The sequence below is a fragment of the Testudinibacter crocodili genome (genome assembly GCF_006228025.1).
Classification (GTDB): Bacteria; Pseudomonadota; Gammaproteobacteria; order Enterobacterales; family Pasteurellaceae; genus Chelonobacter.
Genome location: NZ_VDHF01000138.1, coordinates 1 through 4,064, shown reverse-complemented (window position 1 = coordinate 4,064; position 4,064 = coordinate 1). Strand labels below are relative to the sequence as shown.

Genomic DNA, 4,064 nt, shown 5'->3' with positions numbered 1-4,064 from the left:
ATCTTTTTACTTTTTTTTAGCGTATTATCAATAAGGTTCCTGCTATCAAATAACATAAGTTTGATAGTTTTATTTAAACAATTGATTCAAAATAAATTTTTCAAAAGGACATCAATATGTTAGAGAAAAAAGTAATCAATAAGCTAAATGAACAGATAAATTTGGAATTCTACTCTTCCAATTTATATCTACAGATGAGTGCATGGTGCTCTCAAAAAGGATTTGAAGGTGCTGCTCAATTTTTATTGAGACATGCCGACGAAGAGATGCAACATATGCAAAAGCTGTTTCAATACCTGAATGACACTGGCATCATGCCGGTATTAGGCGAGTTGGATGCGCCACGTGCCGACTTTTCCTCTTTGCGTGAAATTTTTGAATTAACACTCGAACATGAAAAGCTAGTGACTAAGAAAATTAATAAGCTGGTGGAAGTTACTTTTGAATGTGGTGATCAATCCAGTTTTAATTTCTTGCAATGGTATGTGGCAGAACAACATGAAGAAGAGAAACTGTTCAACAGTATTTTAGATAAATTCAATTTATTAGGTGATTCAGGCTTATCCTTGTATTTCTTGGATAAAGAATTGGCAGTTCTGTAAAAGCGAACCTTGGAGATTATATTATGTTATCGAAAAAAATTATTGATGATCTGAACGCACAGCTTAACTTGGAATTCTTCTCTTCCAATTTATACCTGCAAATGAGCGCATGGTGTGAGAAAAAAGGCTTTCCTGGTGCTGCTCAGTTTTTATTGGCGCATGCTGATGAAGAAATGCAACATATGCGTCGTTTATTTACGTATTTAACCGAAACCGGTGCATTAGCGGTAATCGGTAAAATTGAAGCGCCACAACAACAATTCTCTTCTCTGAAAGAGATCTTCGAATTGACCTATGAACACGAAAAACTGGTCACTTCAAAAATTAATGAATTGGTCGATACCACATTCAAAGAAAAAGATTTCTCTTCTTTCAACTTCTTACAATGGTATGTAGCAGAACAGCACGAAGAAGAAAAATTGTTTAGTGGCATTTTGGATAAATTTAACTTGGTCGGCACTGATGGTCGCGGCTTATATCATATTGATGCTGATTTGGCTGGATTAGCTGTGGAAACGGCGGCCAGTGAAGCAACACAATAGTGACACTGTCACAATAATACACCCTAGATTAGGGTAGAACCGTCAGGCGCTACCCTTTCTTTTTGTTTGTATTTTGCTTATTACGGATAACAATAAGTGCGGTATAAAAACGCCGCCAACAAAATCGCTAGCGCGATCAGTAATTGTATTAGTCTTTTTTTAGTTAATTTCTCCGCTGCCATTTTATCTCCACAAACTCTCTATTTTAATACTTCTTATATAGACCAAATAATGCTAGAATTATTGAGATAGATCAATTTATTTCTTAATAAAGGTGTCATAAATGCCCTCAACCAATATTTCTGCGGTACGCATTCAATCCGGTGGCTGTGCTATTCATTGTCAGGACTGTAGTATCAGCACACTCTGTATTCCGTTCACGTTGAATAATCAGGAGCTGGATCAACTGGATAATATTATTGAGCGCAAAAAACCGATTCAAAAATCACAGATTATGTTTAAAGCCGGTGATCCGTTGCGTTCACTGTATGCGATTCGTTCCGGTACCATCAAAACTTATACTATCAGCGAAACCGGAGAAGAACAAATCACCTCTTTTCACTTGCCCGGCGATTTAGTCGGTTTTGACGCTATCACTGATATGCAACACCCAAGTTTTGCTCAAGCGTTGGAAACTGCAATGGTGTGCGAAATTCCGTTTGATATTTTAGATGATCTCGCCGGAAAAATGCCGAAACTAAGACAACAAATCATGCGATTAATGAGTAGCGAAATCAAAAGTGATCAAGCGATGATTTTATTATTATCAAAAATGAATGCCGAAGAGCGGTTGGCAGCTTTTATTAATAATTTGTCTCAACGCTACTCTGCACGGGGCTTCTCTTCTAAAGAGTTCGGGTTGACGATGACTCGTGGCGATATTGCTAACTATTTGGGACTGACTGTCGAAACCATCAGTCGTTTATTGGGTCGCTTCAAAAAGAACGGTATTCTTTCAGTACAGGGTAAATTTATTACGATTACCGATCTTGATAAGTTACGTACACTGGCGGACTCAACTAAATGTAAAAGCGCATAGTCATACTGACCATAAAAAATTAGCCGATACACATTGTTACGTAGTAAAAGTGTAGTAAACTATCTCCATACTATTAGTGTTCTCCCATTAGCATTTGGAGGTTATTTCTATGCGTTTCAATAATATCTTAGTCGTTATCGATCCGATGCTGGAAACCCAGCCTAGCCTTTTGCGTGCATTGCATTTGGCAAAACAGCTTAAAAAAGCCGATACCCGTGCTAAATTAACACTGTTTTTATCACTCTACGATTTTTCGTTTGAAATGAGTGCCATGTTATCTGCTGAAGAGCGAGAAAGCATGCACGAAGGCATTATCAATCAGAAAAAAGAGTGGCTGGAAGAGCTGATTCAGCAAACCATTCCTACAGATTCCGGCATTGAAATCGACACTACTGTCGTGTGGAAAAGCCGCGATTACGAAGCGATTCTTGAGCAGGTTAAGCTGAAAAATCATGATTTGGTGGTTAAAGTGGCAAAACCGGCAGAAGGTTTGGATGCGCTGATTTTCACGCCAACCGACTGGCAGTTATTGCGTAAATGCCCTTGCCCTATTCTGATTGTCAAAGAACATGAATGGCAACCGGAAGGACGAATTCTGGTTGCGGTCAACGTTGCTGATGACGAAGAATACCACGATATTCTGAATAAAAAATTGGTTGATGCCAGCCTTGATTTGGCTAAGGTATTAGCGGCGGGCAATATTCACCTGGCAACTGCCTACCCTACCACGCCGGTCAATATGGCGATTGATCTGCCTGAGTTTAATCCAAATGCATATACGGACAGCATCCGTGGCCAGCATTTGATTAATATGAAAGCGTTGCGTCAGCACTATTGTATTAATGAAGATCATACGCATGTGGAAGAAGGACTGCCTGAAGAAGTTATTCCACAAGTTGCTGAAAAAATTAAAGCTGAATTGGTGGTTTTGGGTACGATTGGACGTACCGGTTTATCAGCAGCGTTTTTAGGTAACACCGCTGAACATGTTATTGGTCGTTTGAATTGTGATGTGTTAGCGATAAAACCCGATCCTTATGAATTGGAACAGATGAACAATAGTCAGGATTAATTCGATATTTGTGCAAAAGCTTCCTTTTCCGGAAGCTTTTGTATCTCTGTTTAACCTCAAGATTATTCTATGCTCTAATAGTATTTTGCCGCAACCGCACTTTGATTGCTAATAATTATCAATAACTGTTTATTTATTAGCCAAAGCCTATCGTAGCTATCCATAATTGCGATTAGCATCAAAAGAAGCTAACACCTATACTTTATACGTGAATAACATATTACTATTTATTAAGGAGAAATATTATGACAACGAATATTGGATTAGATGTGGGAAAGTCACAAGCTCTCGCCGAAAAATTAAACGCTTTACTGGCAAATTATCAAGTTTTTTACATGAATGTACGTGGCTATCACTGGAATATTACCGGTCCTAACTTTTTCGAATTACATGTTAAATTTGAAGAGATTTATGATAATTTAGTGATTAAAATTGATGAAATCGCTGAACGAATTTTAACATTGGGACAACGCCCACTGCACTCTTTTCAAGACTACTTAGCAATTTCCGGCATTCAATCTCACACCAATGCTGTTACCGACACGCAAACCTTGCAAGGTACGTTAGACGGCTTTAAAGCATTATTAGTGCTACAACGGGATATTTTATTTTTAGCCGGTGAAGCGGATGATGAAGGCACTGCCTCACAAATGAGTGACTATATCAAAGAGCAGGAAAAACTCATTTGGATGCTGAATGCAGTTTCTGCACGTTAATTGAAACAAGGTCATGTAACTAAAAAAGAGGCGTGGTGATATCACTACGCCTCTTTTTTGACTAATAGGGTCTGTGGCATAGTAGACAAAATG

General features: G+C 38.3%; 5 protein-coding genes. All 5 read left to right on the top strand.

What is annotated here, in order from left to right; genetic code table 11:
* Positions 1 to 116 precede the first annotated feature (116 nt).
* The 5 genes from ftnA (FHQ23_RS11835) to FHQ23_RS11815 all read left to right on the top strand — a co-directional run bounded on the left by ftnA (FHQ23_RS11835) (position 117) and on the right by FHQ23_RS11815 (position 3,971).
* The gene (gene ftnA, locus FHQ23_RS11835; protein ID WP_139614500.1) at positions 117 to 602 is read left to right on the top strand and encodes a non-heme ferritin; all 486 of its coding nucleotides are present in this window, start codon (positions 117 to 119) and stop codon (positions 600 to 602) included.
* A gap of 23 nt (positions 603 to 625) precedes the next feature.
* Positions 626 to 1,144, top strand: coding sequence for a non-heme ferritin (gene ftnA / locus FHQ23_RS11830; protein ID WP_139614499.1), 519 nt, complete (start codon positions 626 to 628; stop codon positions 1,142 to 1,144).
* 283 nt (positions 1,145 to 1,427) lie between these two features.
* A complete protein-coding gene (gene fnr / locus FHQ23_RS11825; protein ID WP_139614498.1) occupies positions 1,428 to 2,183 on the top strand; it encodes a fumarate/nitrate reduction transcriptional regulator Fnr in 756 nt (251 codons plus the stop codon).
* A 109-nt stretch (positions 2,184 to 2,292) separates the two neighbouring features.
* Positions 2,293 to 3,255 (top strand): universal stress protein UspE, encoded by a 963-nt coding sequence (uspE, locus tag FHQ23_RS11820; protein ID WP_139614497.1) that lies wholly within the window; start codon positions 2,293 to 2,295, stop codon positions 3,253 to 3,255.
* A 245-nt stretch (positions 3,256 to 3,500) separates the two neighbouring features.
* A complete protein-coding gene (locus tag FHQ23_RS11815) occupies positions 3,501 to 3,971 on the top strand; it encodes a Dps family protein (protein ID WP_139614496.1) in 471 nt (156 codons plus the stop codon).
* Positions 3,972 to 4,064: the final 93 nt, after the last annotated feature.